Genomic DNA, 16,544 nt, shown 5'->3' on the forward strand with positions numbered 1-16,544 from the left:
GACTGCTCGCCCAAGTTAGCTCAGCCGCGGAATCACCTCTGCGGCAAGGCGTTCCATCTGCTCGCGGTCCTCTGCGACGTTCTCGCCGACAGGATTGAACAGCAGCATCTGAGCGCCGGCATACATCACCTCACGCAGACCGCGGATGACGTCCTTGGGCGTGCCGTAGACCGGAACCTCGTCGATGCCGGCCATGTTCGCGTAGATGCGACGCAACCCGGCGAGCACGCGTTCACGGGCCCGGTCGGCGTCGTCGTCGATCATCAGATACACGCGCTTGCCGATCGTGAAGCCCGCCGGGTCCTTCTGTTGGTCGGCGAGTTCGCGGCGCACGATCTGCACCGCTTCGGCGAAGTCCGCCGTGGACGACGAGCCGGCGCCGAGAAAGGCGTCACCGTGCCGAACCGCCCGGGCCAGCGCCTTGGGTGCCAGCCCGCCGAACCAGATCGGTGGGTGGGGCCGCTGCACCGGTTTGGGCTGGATCGGCAGGTCCTCGACATCACGGAACCTCCCGTGAAACGTCACCCGGGGCTCGTCGGACCACGCCGCCTTCATCAACTGAAGGCCTTCGGTGAAATAGCTGACGAAGCTGTCCTTGTCCACGCCGAAGGCGGCGAACCGGCGGCGGCCACCGCCTGCGGCGACCCCGATATCGAGCCGACCGTGGCTGAGACGGTCGACGGCGGTGATCGCCGAGGCCAACTGCAGCGGGTCGTGCAGCGAGGTCACCAGGACGGCGACCCCCAGGCGGAGCCGCTGAGTGCAGGCCGCCGCGTAAGCGAGCAGTTCCAGGGGTGCGAGCAGCGGCGCGTCGCCGATGATCTGCTCGAGCACCCAGCCGCCCTCGAATCCGAGCTGCTCCGCACGCGCGAGATACGAACGCAGCCCATCGGCGTCGAACTCGCCGGAGTTGAGTTGGGGGATAGCAATCGAATACCTCACGGGCTCCACCGTACGGGCCGGGTTCGCGCCGGTCGGTAGGCTGCAAAGATGTTCGCGTTTTTTCCTTCGCTGCCCGGCGTTAACGATGTGCGCTCCCTGTTCGACCGGGTCGACACCGCCCGGCACCACGGTGTGCCCAACGGTTGTGTGCTGGAAATGAATCTGCGCAGCACGCCGCCGGAGACCACCGGCTTCGACCCGTTGACCATCATCACCGGCGGTGGACGGCAGATGTCGCTACGCGAGACCGTTGCCACGATCCATCGCGCCGCCGAGGACCCACGGGTCGCGGGGCTGATCGCCCGCGTGCAGCTACCGCCTTCGCCGATCGGGGCGGTCCAGGAATTGCGCGATGCCATCGCGGCATTCAGCGCCGTCAAACCGTCGGTGGCGTGGGCGGAAACCTTCCCGGGCACGCTGTCTTACTACCTAGCCTCAGCTTTCCGGGAGATCTGGATGCAGCCCTCCGGCGGTGTGGGTCTGATCGGCTTCGCGGCCAATGCGATGTTCCTGCGCGACGCACTGGACAAGGCGGGGGTCGAGGCCCAGTTCGTCGCACGGGGCGAATACAAATCTGCGGCAAACCTTTTCACCGAAGGCGGCTTCACCGATGCCCACCGCGAAGCGGTCACCCGCATGCTGGAGAGCCTGCAGGGTCAGGTGTGGCAGGCGGTGGCCGAGTCGCGTGACATCGCCGTCGACGCGCTCGACGAATTGGCCGACCGCGCTCCGCTGATGCGCGATGACGCCGTGGCCTCCGGGCTGGTCGACCGCATCGGCTTCCGCGACGAGGCATACGCGCGCATGGCCGAACTGGTCGGCGACGGGTCCGCAGACGAGGACAACGACGCCGAGGAGAAGCCGCCCAGGATGTATCTGGCCCGCTATGCGGGTTCGGCCCGGCCACGCCTGGCGCCGCCGGTGCCTGCCATTCCGGGCCGACGGGGGAAGCCCACCATCGCCGTGGTCACTGTCGAAGGGGCGATCGTCAACGGCCGTGGCGGGCTGCAGGGCGTGCCGTTCGGTCCGTCCAATGCCGGCGGTGACACCATCGCGGCCGCATTGCGCGAGGTGGTGGCCGACGATTCGGTGTCCGCGATCGTGGTCCGGGTAGACAGTCCCGGTGGTTCGGTGACGGCATCGGAGACCATCTGGCGGGAGGTCAAACGAGCCCGCGAACGGGGCAAGCCGGTGGTGGCGTCGATGGGATCGGTCGCCGCTTCCGGTGGCTACTACGTCTCGATGGCCGCGGACGCGATCGTTGCCAACCCGGGCACGATCACCGGCTCGATCGGAGTCATCACCGGGAAGCTGGTGGTTCGCGATCTCAAGGAGCGGCTGGGTGTGGGCTCGGACGCGGTGCGCACCAATGCGAACGCCGATGCCTGGTCGATAGACGCGCCGTTCACACCCGAGCAGCAAGCCCAGCAGGAAGCCGACGCCGACCTGTTCTACACCGACTTCGTGCAACGCGTGGCCGAAGGCCGGAATCTGACCACCAAAGACGTGGATAACGTTGCGCGAGGCCGAGTTTGGACCGGAGTCGACGCGCTCGAACGTGGTCTGGTCGACGAGCTCGGTGGCCTTCGGGCGGCGGTGCGCCGCGCGAAGGTACTGGCCGGACTGGACCCGGACACCGAAGTTCGGTTGCTGAGCTACCCAGGCTCGTCACTGCTCGACATGCTGCGACCGCGCGCGTCGTCACAGCCGGGGGCGGCTTCGCTGCCGGAGGCCGTCGGTGCGCTGCTCACCCGCTCGGTGGCGGGAGTAGTCGAGCAGTTCGAGCAGACGATGACCGGTGCCAACGTGCTGTGGGTGGGGCAGGCCCGCTTCTGAGCCGTTACGGGCACAGCCGCCCGCTGATGAAGATGATCTCGCCCAGCGGGTCGTCATCGTCGGGACTGGGGATCGCCAAACCGTGCCGCTTGAACAGTTCGGTGCGGGTCACCCCGGTCGCCTCCCAGCCCTTGTCGCGGAGATAGTCGACGACGTGGTTGCGCGACCCCGAGTACACCAGCGATGCCATATCGATGTCCAATCCGTGATTGCGGAATCGGCCGGACATCTCGCGTGCTTTCTCGGTGTCGAAATCGACTATGCCAGGAACGAACTCGGTCGCAACGGTGCTGCCCGCAGCGCTGAGCGCGGTGATGTTGTCGAACAGCCGGTCCTGGGCTTCCGGGGGAAGGTAGATCAGCAGGCCTTCGGCCAGCCACGCCGTCGGTTGTGAGGTGTCCAGACCGGCCTGCTCGAGTGCGTGGGGCCAGTCTCCGCGCAGGTCGATCGCCACGGTGCGCCGAATGGCCGTGGGTTCGGCCCCGATGTCGGCCAGGGTCGTCGTCTTGAACTCGACCACCTGGGGTTGGTCGATCTCGTAGACCACTGTCCCGTCCGGCCAGGGCAACCGGTAGGCCCGCGCGTCCAACCCGGACGCCAGAATCACGACCTGGCGGACCCCGGCGTTGGTGGCCTCGGTGAAGTACTCGTCGAAGTACTTGGTGCGCACACCCATTCCGTTGATCATCGCCTGTACCCGTTCGGGCCTGAAGTCCTCGAGCGCCTCGGTTTCGAGCTTGCCGTCCACCATCTTGGTGAAGAAGTCCACGCCGACCGCGCGCACCAGCGGTTCGGCGAACGGATCCTTGATCAGGCCGTCGGGAGCCTTGGTCACCATCGCGCGCCCGGCCGCGACCATCGTCGCGGTGGCGCCGACGCTCGACGCGAGATCCCAGTTGTCGTCGTGAGCGCGTGGCATGCGTGTCCTATCTGTCGCGGTTAGTGCCGTGTATACAACGTCCCACCGATCCGCGGCATTTCCGCCCCCCGAAATCGAGCCGACGACCTTGTTTTTGAGGCACGCTAAAGAGATGGGTAACCCGACTTCTTCAGTTGGCCAGGTGGAAGGCAAGCGCGTGCTGATCACCGGCGCTTCGTCGGGAATCGGTGCGGCACTGGCCAGGGCGCTGGCCGACCGGGGCGCGGTGGTCGGGCTGGTCGCCCGTCGTGAGGACCGACTGGCGGGCGTCTTGGATGACTGCCGGGAAACCTCACCGGAGTCGGTGATGTGGGTCGCCGACCTCGCCGACGGCCTCACGGCCAGCAGGCTTGCGCTGCAAGCATGGCACGCCATGGGTGGGATCGACGTTCTGGTCAACAATGCCGCGATCCCGAAGCGGCGCAACGTGACGGCACTGAAACCGATCGAGGTGGAAGATGTTTTGCGGGTCAACTTCATCGCTCCGACGCGGTTGACGCTGGCCCTGTTGCCGCGGATGCTGGCGCGACGCACGGGCGCCGTGGTCAATGTTTCGAGCGTTGCCGGGCGATTGGGCATAGCCAACGAATCCGCATATTGCGCCAGTAAGTTCGCCCTGTGCGGCTGGAGCGAGTCGTTGGCGATCGACCTGGCGGGCTCCGGTGTCGCGGTGAAGTTGATTACGCTGGGCCCGGTCGACACGGAGATCTGGGACCAGCCCGACAACGAGCAGCCCGTCTACCGCGGACCCAAGGTCAGTCCGCAGGAGGTTGCCGAAGGCATCATCGCGGCAATGCACAGCGATGGCTTCGAGCACTATCTGCCCGACCTGAAGGCGGTGGTTGATGCCAAGAACGCCGATGTCGACGCCTTCATCGCCGGCATGTCGAACCAGTGAGAGCACTGGTCTAGGGTGTGCCACCCGAGTCAGCGCCGGCCCCGGCGGACGGGGGTGCGCTCGTCCTGAGCCTGGCCCGTACGCCGACTGCGCTGCGCGAGGTTCCTGATCCCGTTCTGTTGCACCAGGACTGAGTGATCACCCCGTGGGTTGACCGGAATCTGCGGGTCGGACTCCAAGCAGATTCTGATGGACTTCGGCGCGGACGATGTCGACAACGTCGTCGTCGCGTTCTGTTCGTTCCCGCAGGTGATGGGCCAGGAGGTGGTGGCCGATGTAGTCGGGCGCGCACCTTCGGGACCGTCAACGTTCTTGCGAACCACCCGCGTCGACGGTCATCGAAGAGTTGGTGGACCGGGGTGGGGGCCGTTTGCGGCAGCCGCTGATGGGATTGCCGATGGCGTACCCAGGAGCGGTCGACGTCGTCTACGACAGCGTGGGCAAGCCCGAGACTTTCGAGGTCGGAGTACGGGTGCTGAGGGCTCGGGGGACGCTGGTGAAGGCGGGGGTCCATGCGCCAGGTCGCTGGGAGTGGAGCCCACTGTATGTCAAGGAGATGGTGCGGCAACGCCATGAGTGCGTCGGCGTGGTCGCCGACCTGGTCGGGGCGGAAGTCGGCGGAGGTGGGCGTGCTTGCTGCCATGTGCGAGACTCATCGAGCAACCACCGACAAGTTCCGGCCCCCGCGGCCAGTGAATCCTGTTGATAGCACTGGTGATATCACGTTCCAGAGCAGAGTGCCGCCCGACTCGCGTTACTGAAGTGACACGCGGGCCACCTGGGGGTGCGGCCAAACCGCTGGCTATCGAGAGGAACATCGCGTTCCGGACCGAGTGCCGCCCAGATCCCGCTCAGCATGGTCCGCTACGCCGGGCGGATGGCCTGGTAATAGGCGAGCTGCCCGACCACGCGTTGCGATTGGGTGGCCACCTTTGTGCACTGGAACCCGGCCTCACTCAGCAATCGCGGGATCGCGTCGCCGACGTTCTCGGCAAAATGGGGATTGCGCTTCATCAGTCGTCTCAGCAGGCCATGGTGAGCGTGTTCGCCGCCGGCCATGTCAACCAGATGAAGACGCCCACCCGGACGCAGCACGCGAAACGCCTCCGCGGCTACTTCGGGTTTTGCGTCTGCTCCGACATGATGCAGCATCATCGACGAGAACACCCGGTCGAACTCGCCGTCGCTATAGGGCAACCGCTGGGCATAGCCATGGTCGAATCGAATCCCGGTCATTCCGGCTGCCTTTCGCCGCGCTCGAACGAGAATCGACGGGTCGGGGTCGGATCCGACCGCGTCGATTCCGGGGCGCGATCGCTTGGCGCGGATGATGACGTTGCCTGTGCCACAACCGATTTCCAGGACGTGTTGGCCATCGGCCAGCTCGGCCTGCGCGATGAGCCTGCGATAGACGCTGTCGAATCCCATCAGCTGCGAGATCAGGTCATAGGCGGGCAATAGCGCTGTGTGGCCGGTGGCCGGCAGGTAGTCATGTGGATGATGTTTAGTCACAAAATCTATAGTTGTTGGCTGTAGAGGAACTGTATTGGGCGATCATCGCCAGAATTTGGACTATCTTTGGCGGAATGACACAGGCCACCCGGCTCAGTCGGCATCGCGATGGCGTGCCTGTCTACCGTTACCGGACGGACCCGGAGATACCTCCTGTCTCGGTGGTGCGCTACCACGAGTTCGCCGAGGGCCGTCCGCACATCCACGATTTCCCCGCACTGTGGTACGTGCCCGAGGCGGGAGCGGTATACGTGGCCGCCCCAGGCAAGGTCCTCGACCCGAGGCACGTCTTTCCCGTCGGCGACGGGATCGCGGTGTTCTTCGATCCGGTTGCCCTCGGCGAGGACGGGCGGTCGCCCTGGCCGGCGTGGCAGACACACCCACTGCTGTTCCCGTTCCTGCACGGGCAGTCCGGCGGGGTGTTGCGCCTGGAGGTGCCCGCCGAACGAAAAGAAGTGTGGGATAGGACGATCGCGTCGATCGAAAGCGAGCTGGCAGCACGTCAGCAGAGCTATCGACAAGCCACGCTGGCGCACCTGACCCTGCTGCTGATCGAGTTGGCAAGGCTGGCCGGCGACATCGTCGACGATCTGCGCCGCAGCGGCGAGCCGCTGCTGGCCGACGTGTTCGCGGTGATCGACCGCCGCCACGGCGAGTCGTTGTCGCTGCGCGACGTCGCCATCGAGGTGGGAATGACGCCCGGGCACCTGACCACGGTCGTTCGCCGCCGCACCGGACGGACGGTGCAGGAATGGATCATTGAACGGCGTATGGCCGAAGCCCGCGACCTGTTGGCCGAGACCGATCTGCCCATCGGTGAAGTCGCCAGACGCGTCGGCATACTTGACGCCGGATATTTCAGCCGGCTTTTCAGTCGGGCCCATGGCGGCTCGCCTCGTCAATGGCGTGCCGGCCATGCGCAGGGCGCCGTCAGGCCAGCGCCCCCCGAGAATCGGTGACAAGCAGGTCGGTCGGGGCTATCGCCCCCGATGCCGCCACGCACACGAACGGGATGACGTTTGCACTGAGCCCCATTGATTCTCGGCCCGCAAGAACACCGGCGTCACAACCGACGTTCCCGCTCCGAACGCATGCACACCCACCACGTCGAACTCGTCGCGGTCGAGCAACATCCCCAGCGCGCGCTTGCCGATGTTGCCGGTGGACCATTTCGAAGCGGCACACGCGGCGCTGGATGTCCATCTGCTGGGCTCGGTGCAGTTGGAACATCTGCGTCACAGCACCGACGGACCGAGCGAACGGGCGTTCTCCTACGGCTTGGGTCTGATCCTCAGTGGTCTGCGCAACGAGACTGAGGGGGCGGCGTGACGGATACGGCAATCGATCTGGCCGACCCCACCTGGTGGGCGTCGGAGTTTCCCGACGAGCTGTTCGTCCGGTTGCGCTGCACTTGCCGAGATCCTGTTGCCCACCAATGAGACTGAGGTCGGCACGCCCACGCTGCGGTTGCCGCACCTGGGCAACAACGTGACCGTGTACGAATCCGTGCCGGTGCGCCTGAACTAAAGCGGCTCGATGTCCAGCCAGCGCTCGACTTCGAATCGGTCCGCGACCGCGCGCAGCGTCGCCCCGCCGTGACCCGGGTAGTGCGCAGGCACGACGGCTGCACCGGCCGCCGCAGCCTCGGCGAAGATCCGCCGGCGAGTGACCGCGGCGGCCGCCGGATGAACGTCGAAGGCGCAGGGATCGTCAGGGCGTCGCACCTGTATCGGGTTGTGGGTGAGATCGCCGACGAAGACCGCCGGTGAGCCGGCGTCGAGCCAGAGCACCGAGGAGCCGGGGGTGTGTCCGGGTGCGGGCCGCAGCCGCAGCGAAGGACAGATCTGGTGGTCGTCCGACCACTGGACGAGTTGCCCGTCCACGGGCAGGATACTGTCCTCGAACACCAGGCGGTTACCGAGCTGCTGCAGCTCCTCCTCTTCGGTGCGCGGAACCCGTTGTGCCGCCACTCCGTCGGGGTGGAAGTGGCGGTAGTCGGGACCGGGCACCAGGTATCGGGCGTTGGGGAACGTCGGCAGCCAGTCGCCGTCGCGCAGCATGGTGTTCCATCCGACGTGGTCGGAGTGGACGTGGGTGTTGACCACCACGTCGACCGCGCTCCGATCCACGCCCGCCGATTGCAACGCGGCCAGATACCCGGTGTTCAGGTGGTCCAGCGGTGGCATCTGCGGGCGAGTCCGGTCATTGCCGACGCCGGTGTCCACGACCACGGTCAGGCCGTCGACCTCGATCACCCAGCTCTGGATCGCGATGTGCCATTGATCGGCGTCGGGGTCGAAGAAATCCGGCGCCAGCAGGTCGGCGTTGTCGCGCCAGCCGGTCGGTGGCGTGTGCGGAAAGGTGCGGGTCGGCAGGTCGAACCGCGACTCCAGCACCCGTGTCACTCTGGCGCGTCCGAGCTGCACCACAGCCATTCACCTCCTCCTCGGCGAGCGAATGAACCGACACATCCCCGGCGCAGGCCGGCGTCAGTTGCTGCGCAGGTAGGTGTACACGCCGGCGAAATTGCCGTTGACTTCCTCGGGAACCGGTACGATCCCGCCCAGTGCCTTTGCACCCCAAGCAATTTGGGCTGTGCGTTCAACCAGCGCGGTGATGTGCAATACCTTGTCGGGGCGTGCTCCCACGGCCACCAGGCCGTGGTTGGCGACCAGCGCCGCGCCGCGTCCTTCCAACGCCTTGACCGCATTGGCGCCGACGTCAGGGGTGCCGGATGCGGCGTACTCGGCGCAGCGCACGTCCCCGCCGCAGTACACCGCGAACTCGTCGATGCAGGCCGGGATCGGCTGGTGCGCGACGGCGAACATAGTGGCCCAGACCGGGTGGCTGTGGATGACGCTGCCGACATCGTCGAACGCCTGGTAGCAGGCCAGGTGCAGCTGCATCTCGGTCGAGGGCGTGCGGCCGTCTTTGGCCTGCAACACCGCGCCGTTCGGGTCCACCAGCACCAGGTCGTCCAAAACCATGTCGGCGTAATCGACGGACGAGGGCGTGATCACCAGGTTGCCGTCCGAGCGCCGGGCCGAGATGTTGCCGGCGGTGCCCTCCACCAGGCCGCGACGCAGCATGTCCTTGGCGGCCGCCAGCACGGCGTCCTCGGCCCCCTCCACGAACTTCATGAGCCCAGCACCTCCGGGTTGACGATATGGGCGGGTCTGTCGCCGGCCAGCAGCGCCTCCACGTCGTCGGCGACCAGCTGAGCCTGCCGCGCTTCAGTGTTCCACGTGGCGCCACCGATGTGCGGGGTGAGCACCACGTTGGGCATCGCGGTGAGCGGGTGATCGGTGGGCAGCCATTCTCCGACGAAATGGTCCAGGCCGGCGGCCGACACCTTGCCGGCGCGCAGCGCGTCGACCAGGGCGTCGGTGTCGTGCAGTTGGGCTCGTGCGGAATTGAGGAAGACCACGCCGTCGCGCATGGCCGCGAACTGCTCGACGCCGATCATGCCGGCGGTCTCGTCGGTGACCGGTGCATGCAGGGAGACGACGTCGGATTCGGCCAGCAACCGCTCGAGGGTGTGGTGAGCGTCGTCGCAGTACGGGTCGTGCGCGATGACCCGCAGGCCCAGGCCCGACAGCCGCCACCGGGTGGCCCGGCCGACCGCGCCCAGGCCCACCAGCCCCGCGGTGAGCCCGGCGATCTCTCCGCCGCGGAAGCGTTGATAGGGGATGGTGCCCTCACGAAAGATGTTGCCGCTGCGCACATCCGCATCGGCGGCGACCAGCCGGCGGGTGGCCGCGAGTAGCAGCGCGACGGTCATCTCCGCAACCGCATCGGCGTTGCGGGCCGGGGTGTTCAGCACCGGGATGCCGGCCGCCGTGGCAGCGGCGACGTCGACGTTGTTGGGGTCGCCCCGGGTGGCGGCGATCGCCCGCAGGCCCACCTCGAACACCGGCCCCTTGACCGAATCGCTTTCCACCACAACGATATCGGCAGATTCAGCGGTGATCCGCTCGGCCAGTTGGTCGGCGTTGTAGATGCGCAGCGGACTCTGATCTATCCAAGGGTCGTAGACCACGTCGGCCAGTTCCGCGAGCTTGGCGAACCCCGGGCCGCGCAGCGGGGCCGTCACCAGGGCGCGTGGACGAGATGTCACGAAATCCAATGCTGGCGTACCGTGGCGCCCGTGTCACGCGAAGACGTCACAATCGGCATCGACGTCGGCACGACAGCGGCCAAGGCGGTCGCGGTCGACGGGAGCGGCCGGGTGCACGCGCGGACGCGAATTCCCCATCAGCTGCTGGTTCCGGCCCCCGATCGGCTGGAGCACAACGCGGAAGAGGCGTGGCGCGAGGGGCCCGTCACGGCCCTGGGCCGGCTGAACCGACCGGATGCCAAAGCGGTGGCAGTGTCGTCGATGGTGCCGTCGATGACCGCGGTCGACGCCGAAGGCCGGCCCCTCACTCCCGGCCTCCTGTACGGCGACGCCCGCGGCCGGGTCGCCGACGCCGTCGCCCACCCTGTGCCCGCCGTGGGCGAGGCCGCCGAGTTCCTGCGCTGGACGGCCGTCGAGGCGCCCGGGGCGGCCGGGTACTGGCCGGCGCCTGCCGTCGCCAATCACGCACTGGCCGGCGAGGCGGTGATCGACTTTGCCACCGCGATCACCTCGCTGCCGTTGTTCGACGGTACCGGGTGGAACCCGGCGGCCCTCGCTGACTGCGGAGCCACCGTCGATCAGATGCCCCGGGTCGAGACGTTCGGCAAACCGGTCGGACAGGTACGCGGAACGACCGCAGTGCTGGGGACCGGCGCCATCGACGCCCTGTGCGAGCAGATCGTCGCCGGTGCAGATCACGACGGTGACGTGCTGGTCCTGTGCGGCACCACCCTGATCGTGTGGATCACCGTCCCCGAGGCCCGGCAGGTGCCCGGCTTGTGGACCATTCCCCACACCGCAGCCGACAAGAATCAGATCGGTGGGGCCAGCAATGCCGGCGGAATGTTCCTCGGTTGGGTGGATCGCGTTGTTGCTCAGTCGGATTCACTGAAGGCCGACCCGCGGCGGGTACCGGTGTGGCTGCCCTACATCCGTGGTGAACGCACGCCTTTCCACGATCCGGACCGGCGTGCGGCGCTGCACGGGGTCGATCTCACCCACGACGCCGCAGCCCTGCGCCGGGCGGCTTACGAAGCGTCGGGTTTCGTCGTCCGGCAGATCCTCGAGTTGAGCGGTGCGCCGGTGCGTCGCATCATCGCCTCGGGGGGCGGCACCCGCGTGCACCCGTGGATGCAGGCCATCGCCGACGCGACCGGGCGGTCCGTCGAGGTGTCGGCGGTGGCCGAAGGGGCGGCACTCGGCGCCGCGTTTCTCGGCCGGATGGCGGTCGGACTGGAGTCGGTGATCACCGACGCGGCGCGGTGGGCCGCGGTGGAGCGGGTCGTCGAACCGCGTCCCGACTGGGTTCGCCCGACCAAGGATCGATACCGCCGCTTCCTGGAGCTCAGCGGATCCCGGTTGGCTTGACTCGTGGCCTGACTGGTGGCGCGGACCGAGGTCCCTCGTTCTACGCTAGTGCAATGACTGACCACGACCAGACCGCAGCCCGTCGAGAGATCGCAGACGCTTTGCTTGCCGCGTTGGAACGGCGCCACGAGGTCGCCGACGCCATCGTCGAGGCCAAGAACAAGCCAGCGGCGGTCGAGGCCATCGTCGCGCTGCTCGGCACCTCCCACCTCGCGGCCGAAGCCGTCATGAGTATGTCGTTCGAGCAACTCACCCAGGATGCCCGCGCGAAGATCCTGGCCGAACTCGACGACCTGAACAAGCAACTCAGCTTCACGCTCAGCGAGCGGCCGGCAAGTTCGGGCGAGACCCTGGAGCTGCGCGCCTTCTCTGCCGCGTCGGACCGCGACATCTTCACCACCCGCACCGACGAGATCAAGGCTGCTGGCGATGGATCCGGCGCACCCGCCGGCAGCATCGACGACGAAATCACCAAAGCGCTCAAGCGCCTGCACGATGAAGAGGCCGTGTGGTTCGTGGCCGAAGATTCCGGAGAGAAAGTCGGCATGGTGTTCGGCGAACTACTCAACGGTGAGGTCAACGTCCGGATCTGGATCCACCCAGAGCACCGGAAGAAGGGTTACGGAACCGCGGCGCTGCGCAAGTCGCGCTCGGAGATGGCATGGGCCTTTCCGGCCGTGCCGATGGTTGTTCGGGCACCCGCCGCCAACCCCGGGTAACCCCTGTTAGGACGTAACTTCATTTACACGCTCGTCACACGCGCTTAAGATCAAGCCGTCCGTATTACCGTCACAGCCCATTGGCGGAGGGTCATGTGCCATCGGTTCAGCACAGCTGCCGAGTTGGCGTGGAACCCGTTGTCTTCCTTGTATTTTCTTCGAATTTCCGGTGGGCCTCGGCAACTTCCAGAGAACGGTGGTCCAAGTGAGTCGTCAATGGTACGAGCACCCCTCGCTGGTTCTGCAACTCAAGGCGTTGGCGGGATTGCGCAACGATCTGCGCGACCACAACCTGTTCGAGGGTGACGGAATCCGCCCCAAGGAGGACCTCGGAGAGGCCACCGAGGAAGTCAAGCGCGCCCGAACACCGGACGGCACCTGGAACGACCTCTCCGAACCGTGGATGGGCGCAAAGGGAACCGGCTTCGGGCGCAACGTCCCTTTGGCCAAGACGGTCACCGACACCAAGCGACTGCTCGACCCGGACCCGCGGCTGATCAGCCGGAGGCTGATGGCACGCGACGAGTTCAAGCCCGCCGGAATCATCAACGCGCTGGCCGCGGCCTGGCTGCAGTTCGAAAACCACAACTGGTTCTTCCACGGCGATGGCCTGGCGGACAAGACAATCGACATCCCGCTGCGCAAGGGCGACGAATTTCCCGAGAATCCGATGCGGATTCGCTGCACCATTCCGCCGCGCGGCGAAATCATCGACGGCTGCCCGGCGCCGGTGTTCAACAATGTCGAAACCCATTGGTGGGACGGGTCGCAGATCTACGGAAGCGGCAAGGACCGCCAGGCGGAGGTGCGAACCTTCGTCGACGGCAAGATCAAGGTCGGCGACGACGGCAGGCTGCCCAAGAGCGACATTCCCGGTATCGACCTCACCGGCATGCGGGAGAATTGGTGGGTCGGAGTGGGCATCCTGCACACGCTTTTCGCGCGCGAGCACAACGCCGTGTGCGACGCCCTGAAGAAGGCCTACCCCAGCTTCGACGACCAGCGCCTTTTCGAACTCGGTGTGCTGGTGGTTTCGGCGCTGATCGCCAAGATCCACACCGTCGAATGGACGACGTGCGTGCTGCGCCATCCTGCCCTGCAGATCGGTATGAACGCCAACTGGTATGGGGCCCTGGGTGAGACGTTCCGGGACCGGATCGGTCGGGTCGGCGACAGCGAAGCGCTTTCGGGAATCATCGGCTCGCCGACCGATCACCATTCCGCGCCGTTCTCCCTGACCGAGGAATTCGTCTCGGTCTACCGCATGCACCCACTGATCCCCGATGACTGGAATTTCTTCTCGCTCGCCTCCGGCGAACACCTCGAGAAGCGCGAATTCACCGAGCTGCAGGGGCGGTTCACGCGTGACTTCATGGACCGCATGGAATTCGGCGACATGTGGTATTCGTTCGGCCTGGCCAGTGCCGGTGCGGTGTGCCTGCACAACTATCCCAACGCGCTGCGTCAACTGACCCGGGTGGACGGCCAGGTCACCGACCTGGCCACGCTGGATATCGTCCGCGACCGCGAACGCGGTGTGCCCCGCTACAACGACTTCCGCGAAGCTCTGCGGATGCCACGCCGCAAGAGCATCGACGACATCACTCCCAACAAGCAGTGGGCCAAGGAGATCAGCGAGGTCTACCACGGTGACGTCGACGCGGTCGATCTGCAGATCGGGATGCAGGCCGAGCAGCCGCCGAAGGGTTTCGGTTTCTCCGACACCGCATTTCGCATTTTCATCCTGATGGCGTCACGCCGGCTGAAGAGCGACCGGTTCTTCACCAAGGACTTCCGGCCCGAGGTCTACACCCAGGTCGGCTACGACTGGGTGAACCATACGACGATGAAAGACGTTCTGCTGCGCCACTATCCGGAGCTCGAGACGGTGATCGGCGACGTGGAGCGGGTGTTCGCGCCGTGGCCCAAGCTGGGTGCGCCCGCCGAGGGGAAGAAGCGCAAAGTGGTGCAACTCGCCGACACCGTGCGCGCCTACATCCCCTGGGGGTCCTAGCCCGTGGCTGACGACTTCAAGCACGCGTCCACGCTGGAAGGCATCAGGTTCACTGCGCAGGTCGCCGTCCCCAACGTGGTCCTGGGGCTGTTCAACAAGCGGGAGCTGCCCAGCCGGGTGGCCTCGACCGTGAAAGCCGATTACCTCGGCTACCAGCTGGTCGACGGCATGGTGCGCAGCTACGGTCCGGCGCCGTTCTATGTCCGCGTCGCCAAGGACGAGGCGCTGCTGGTGCACCATCCCGACGATCTGAAGTTCGTGCTGGGTGGCTCCCCGGACCCGTTCGCCTGCGATCCGGAGGCAAAGCGCAAGGGTATGACGGCATTTCAGCCCGAGGCATTGACTCTGTCCAAGGGTCGGGAGTGGGAGCAACGGCGCCAATTCGCCGAGGCCGTGCTGGACACCGGCAAACAGGTGCACCGGCTTGCGCAACCGTTCCTCGACGTCGCCGTCCAGATCGCAACGGAGCTGGCCGGCGACAAGATCGACTGGCCGACGGTCAACAAGGCGTTTCAGCGCCTGACGCGGCGGGTGCTGTTCGGCGACTCCGCCGCCGACGACGCGGGCCTCACCGAGATGCTCGGCGAGATGATGTCGGCAGGCAACAAGATGCCAGACGAGCCCGCGCCGCAGTACGGCGAGTTCATCGCGCGGATCGAGAGTTATCTCGCCAACCCGCCCGAAGGCACTCTGGCCGCCTTGGTTTCGCAGGCTCCCGACCCCGGTTCGGCGCCGGCCGGCCAGTTGGTGCACTGGATGTTCGCGATGGGAGACACGCTGGCGGCCAACACTTTTCGTACCCTAGGGGTGTTGTCGAGTCACGACGAGCAGTTACGCGAGGTCCGCGCCGAGACGGCCGACGCCGACATCGGCTCCGCCGCGGGCATCGCCAAGCTGGAGTACCTGGCCGGGTGCCTGTTCGAGACCATGCGGCTGTGGCCCACCACGCAGTTGTTCGGCCGGGTCGCCGCCCGCGACGTCGAATTCCCCAACGGCGCCGTGCTGCCCGAGGGAACCCAAGTGCTGATCTACAACGTCTTCAACCACCGCAACCGCCAACGCATCCCGTACGCGGACCGGTTCTCGCCGGGGGAGTGGGTCAGCGGAGACGCGGGCAACGACTGGTCGTACAACTTCTTCAGCCACGGGCCGCAGGTGTGTCCCGGGGCCGACCTGTCGATATTCCTGGGCCAGACGGTGCTCGCCCACCTGATCGACGCCGGCGCCACTAGCCTTTCGGGCCACGGGCTCAACCCCGCCAAGCCGTTGCCGCACGGTTTCGACCTGTACGGCTTCAGCGTGTCGCGGTAACGGTGACGATGTTGCGAAGGGATGCCGAGTCGGGGTCATCGGGGAAGACGCGACCGTAGTCGGCGTAGAACTCCCGTCGCGGCCGGGTGGTGACGCTCCAGCCGGCGGCCGTCAGGTAGTCGACGACGTTGTGGCGCTCACCGTGGTAGAAGAGGTCCGACAGGTTGATGTCGCAACCCAGGTTCGCCCAGCGCTGGTTGAACTGCTCGGCGCGTTGACTCACGGGCACGCTCGAGTCGGGATGGTATTCGGTGGCGACCCTGCTGCCGGGTCCGCTGAGCGCGGTGATGTTGTCGAACAGCAGGTCCTGCGCTTCGGGTGGCAGGTACATCAGCAGGCCCTCGGCGCTCCAGGCGGTCGCTTGCGTCGAGTCGAATCCGTTGTGGCGCAGCGCTTGCGGCCAGTCGTCCCGCAGATCGATGCTGACCGCTTTGCGGTGGGCGGAGGGAGTGGCGCCCAACGCCGTCATGGCCGCGTTCTTGAACTCGATGACCTGGGGCTGGTCGACTTCGTAGACCACGGTGCCCCGGGGCCAGGACAGCCGATAACCTCGGGCGTCCAGGCCGGCGGCCAGAATCACCGCCTGACGCACCCCGTCCCGGGCTGCGTCGAGGAAGAAGTCGTCGAAGAAGCGGGTGCGCACCGCGATCGAGTCCGTTTCGAATTGCAGGTCACGCGCGTCGGCCGCGTCGGGCAGCACCTGCTCTGACGGTAGGTCGCCGTCGATCAGGCGGGTGAAGAAATCGAGCCCGACCGCTCGGACCAACGGCGCCGCGAACGGGTCTTCGATGATCGGGTTCTGCTGGGCCGAGGCCACCGCACGGGCGGCGGCGACCATGGTCGCGGTTGCTCCCACGCTCGAGGCCAGGTCCCAGCTGTCCCCGGCGGACCGCTCGGTGGATGCCATG

General features: G+C 66.6%; 15 protein-coding genes and 1 pseudogene. 9 read left to right on the forward strand and 7 right to left on the reverse strand.

Annotated elements, in window-relative coordinates:
* Window positions 1-15 precede the first annotated feature (15 nt).
* Entirely contained in the window at window positions 16-942 is a 927-nt protein-coding gene (locus JX552_RS05765; RefSeq protein ID WP_205876478.1) for an LLM class flavin-dependent oxidoreductase, read from the reverse strand.
* Between the two features lie 48 nt (window positions 943-990).
* On the opposite strand from JX552_RS05765, the gene sppA reads away from it, so the two are divergent.
* Window positions 991-2,778: a signal peptide peptidase SppA gene (gene sppA, locus JX552_RS05770; protein WP_205876479.1), complete on the forward strand. Its 1,788-nt coding sequence runs from the start codon at window positions 991-993 to the stop codon at window positions 2,776-2,778.
* A gap of 4 nt (window positions 2,779-2,782) precedes the next feature.
* Here sppA and JX552_RS05775 read toward each other — a convergent pair whose 3' ends face one another.
* A complete protein-coding gene (locus tag JX552_RS05775) occupies window positions 2,783-3,697 on the reverse strand; it encodes a class I SAM-dependent methyltransferase (RefSeq protein WP_205876480.1) in 915 nt (304 codons plus the stop codon).
* 142 nt (window positions 3,698-3,839) lie between these two features.
* Between JX552_RS05775 and JX552_RS05780 the strand changes: the two genes are divergently transcribed.
* Both JX552_RS05780 and JX552_RS33655 read left to right on the forward strand, forming a co-directional pair.
* Window positions 3,840-4,595 carry an SDR family NAD(P)-dependent oxidoreductase gene (locus JX552_RS05780; RefSeq protein ID WP_205878261.1) on the forward strand — a complete coding sequence of 252 codons (756 nt, stop codon included), beginning with the start codon at window positions 3,840-3,842 and terminating at the stop codon, window positions 4,593-4,595.
* A 17-nt stretch (window positions 4,596-4,612) separates the two neighbouring features.
* A pseudogene (locus JX552_RS33655) lies at window positions 4,613-5,184 on the forward strand (hypothetical protein); the annotation flags it as partial.
* Window positions 5,185-5,459: 275 nt separating this feature from the next.
* Here the strand turns inward: JX552_RS33655 and JX552_RS05790 are convergent.
* Window positions 5,460-6,107 (reverse strand): class I SAM-dependent methyltransferase, encoded by a 648-nt coding sequence (locus JX552_RS05790; protein WP_431195922.1) that lies wholly within the window; start codon window positions 6,105-6,107, stop codon window positions 5,460-5,462.
* Window positions 6,108-6,181: 74 nt separating this feature from the next.
* Here JX552_RS05790 and JX552_RS05795 point away from each other — a divergent pair, with 74 nt between their 5' ends.
* Both JX552_RS05795 and JX552_RS05800 read left to right on the forward strand, forming a co-directional pair.
* Window positions 6,182-7,066, forward strand: coding sequence for a helix-turn-helix transcriptional regulator (locus tag JX552_RS05795; protein WP_205876481.1), 885 nt, complete (start codon window positions 6,182-6,184; stop codon window positions 7,064-7,066).
* A 202-nt stretch (window positions 7,067-7,268) separates the two neighbouring features.
* Window positions 7,269-7,436, forward strand: coding sequence for a hypothetical protein (locus JX552_RS05800; RefSeq protein WP_205876482.1), 168 nt, complete (start codon window positions 7,269-7,271; stop codon window positions 7,434-7,436).
* 194 nt (window positions 7,437-7,630) lie between these two features.
* Here JX552_RS05800 and JX552_RS05805 read toward each other — a convergent pair whose 3' ends face one another.
* Genes JX552_RS05805 through JX552_RS05815 form a run of 3 tightly spaced genes read right to left on the reverse strand, consistent with a single transcriptional unit; the run spans window position 7,631 to window position 10,224 of the window.
* A complete protein-coding gene (locus tag JX552_RS05805) occupies window positions 7,631-8,542 on the reverse strand; it encodes an MBL fold metallo-hydrolase (protein ID WP_205876483.1) in 912 nt (303 codons plus the stop codon).
* A gap of 54 nt (window positions 8,543-8,596) precedes the next feature.
* Complete coding sequence (locus JX552_RS05810; RefSeq protein ID WP_205876484.1) at window positions 8,597-9,247, reverse strand: L-fuculose-phosphate aldolase; 651 nt, start codon at window positions 9,245-9,247, stop codon at window positions 8,597-8,599.
* Window positions 9,244-10,224 (reverse strand): NAD(P)-dependent oxidoreductase, encoded by a 981-nt coding sequence (locus JX552_RS05815; RefSeq protein WP_205876485.1) that lies wholly within the window; start codon window positions 10,222-10,224, stop codon window positions 9,244-9,246. Before JX552_RS05815 ends, JX552_RS05810 begins: the two co-directional genes overlap by 4 nt.
* Before the next feature lie 30 nt (window positions 10,225-10,254).
* On the opposite strand from JX552_RS05815, the gene JX552_RS05820 reads away from it, so the two are divergent.
* The 4 genes from JX552_RS05820 (at window position 10,255) to JX552_RS05835 (ending at window position 15,636) form a co-directional block, all read left to right on the forward strand.
* Entirely contained in the window at window positions 10,255-11,592 is a 1,338-nt protein-coding gene (locus JX552_RS05820) for a xylulokinase (RefSeq protein ID WP_205876486.1), read from the forward strand.
* A gap of 53 nt (window positions 11,593-11,645) precedes the next feature.
* Window positions 11,646-12,311: a GNAT family N-acetyltransferase gene (locus tag JX552_RS05825; RefSeq protein ID WP_205876487.1), complete on the forward strand. Its 666-nt coding sequence runs from the start codon at window positions 11,646-11,648 to the stop codon at window positions 12,309-12,311.
* A 205-nt stretch (window positions 12,312-12,516) separates the two neighbouring features.
* Window positions 12,517-14,325: a peroxidase family protein gene (locus JX552_RS05830; RefSeq protein ID WP_205876488.1), complete on the forward strand. Its 1,809-nt coding sequence runs from the start codon at window positions 12,517-12,519 to the stop codon at window positions 14,323-14,325.
* 3 nt (window positions 14,326-14,328) lie between these two features.
* Window positions 14,329-15,636: a cytochrome P450 gene (locus JX552_RS05835; RefSeq protein ID WP_205876489.1), complete on the forward strand. Its 1,308-nt coding sequence runs from the start codon at window positions 14,329-14,331 to the stop codon at window positions 15,634-15,636.
* Here the strand turns inward: JX552_RS05835 and JX552_RS05840 are convergent.
* Window positions 15,620-16,543, reverse strand: a complete 924-nt coding sequence (locus tag JX552_RS05840) for an SAM-dependent methyltransferase (protein ID WP_205876490.1) — start codon at window positions 16,541-16,543, stop codon at window positions 15,620-15,622. The two genes, JX552_RS05835 and JX552_RS05840, sit on opposite strands and share 17 nt — an antisense overlap.
* Between the last annotated feature and the right edge of the window lies 1 nt (window position 16,544).

The sequence above is a fragment of the Mycobacterium gordonae genome, from assembly GCF_017086405.1.
GTDB classification, from domain to species: Bacteria; Actinomycetota; Actinomycetes; order Mycobacteriales; family Mycobacteriaceae; genus Mycobacterium; species Mycobacterium gordonae_D.